This is a genomic window from Pseudomonas sp. DVZ6 (assembly GCF_024259445.1).
Taxonomy (GTDB): Bacteria; Pseudomonadota; Gammaproteobacteria; order Pseudomonadales; family Pseudomonadaceae; genus Aquipseudomonas; species Aquipseudomonas peradeniyensis.
The window spans coordinates 1-1,557 of record NZ_JANCLM010000091.1; the positions used below are offsets into that span (position 1 = coordinate 1).

The following is a 1,557-nucleotide window of genomic DNA, read 5'->3' on the forward strand; positions in this document are numbered from 1 at the left end:
GAGCAGGGCAAGGTTGTCGGTGACGGGCGCATGACCCTCACCGGCGGGCAACTGCTCAACAGCGATCGTGGCCAGATCATCAGCCAAGGGGCACTGAATGCCACCTGGGCGCATCTCGACAACCAGGCTGGCGAGCTGTCCAGCCTCGATGCCCTGGCCCTGAACCTCGGTAGCCTGGACAACCGCAATGGCAAGGTCCTGGCCAATCGGGGCATTACCGTCACCAGCCAGGGCCTGGTCGACAACCGGACCGGCCGGATCGCCAGCCAGACCGCCCTCGATCTGACCGCCCAGGCCCTGAACAACGGCCAGGGTGGCCATATCAGCGGCAACCAGGCGGTCAGCGTCAATGTCGGGCGGCTCGACCAGCAAGGCGGCCATCTGAGCAGCGTCACCGAGCTGACCCTCGACCTGAACCAAGGCCGGCTGGACAACCGCGACGGCGAGATCGTCGCCAACCAGCTGCGTCTGCGGCAGATGGCCGATATCGACAACCAGCGTGGCGAGATCTCCAGCAAGGGGGCCTTCACCCTGACGGGTCGCAGCCTCGACAACACCGGTGGCAAGTTCTACAGCGAGCAGGCCCTGACCGTGCGCCTCGACCAGTTGCTCGACAACCTGGATGGCCTGGTCTCGGCCGACGGCCTGGATATCCAGGCCCTGGCGTTGCACAACCAGGGCGGCGTGGTCACCAGCAAGTCCGGCCTGGTGTTGACCACCCGCGCAGCCATCGACAACCAGCACGGCGAGATCTCCAGCACCGGCCACGGCCAGGTAAAGGCGGGCAACCTCGACAACCGTGAGGGTACGGTCACGGGTGGGGCGCTGGAACTGGTGGTCGCCCAGGCGCTGGACAATCGCCAAGGTGTGCTGGCTGCCGGCAAGGCACTGACGCTGAACGCCGCCAGCCTCGACAACCGCGAGCAGGGCAAGCTGCTCAGCGATGGCACGCTGACCGCCAAGGTCAGCGGCCTGCTGGACAACCAGGCCAAGGGCCTGGTGAATGGCCAGGGTGCCACGGATATCGACGCGGGGCAGTTGGACAACCGTGGTGGCCGGTTGCAGGGCAAGGACCTGCTGACCCTGCATGGCCAGCATTGGGACAACCGCGGCGGCAAGATCGAGGGTGATGGCGCGATGACGCTGACCATCGACCAGCTCGACAACCGCGACCAGGGCCTGGTCAGCGGCCAGGCCGGGGTGCGCTTCAATGGCACCGAACTGCTCAACCAGCTCGGCATCTTCGGTGCGAAGGGCAACCTGGACCTGGTCGCTGCGCACCTGGACAACAGCGGCGGCAGCCTGACCAGCGGCGGCGATCTTGATGGGCAGGTCACACGCCTGGAACAGCTCGGCGGCAAGCTGTCCGCCGACGGCAAGCTGACCCTCAAGGGCGATTCGCTGGTCAACCGCCAGGGCGCCGTGCTGGGCGCCGGGCAGGGCATGCGCCTGACCGTGGGCAGCGTCGACAACCGTGGTGGTGAACTGTCTGCGGCCAAGGCGCTGAGCCTGACCGGGCAGCGCCTGGACAACACCGGCGGCCAGGTCCTGGCCAAC

Annotated in this window: 1 pseudogene; it reads left to right on the forward strand. The window is 67.1% G+C overall.

Going from position 1 to position 1,557, the window contains the following annotated elements:
• Nucleotides 1–1,557 (forward strand): annotated as a pseudogene (locus NMG10_RS25740) (adhesin); the annotation flags it as partial.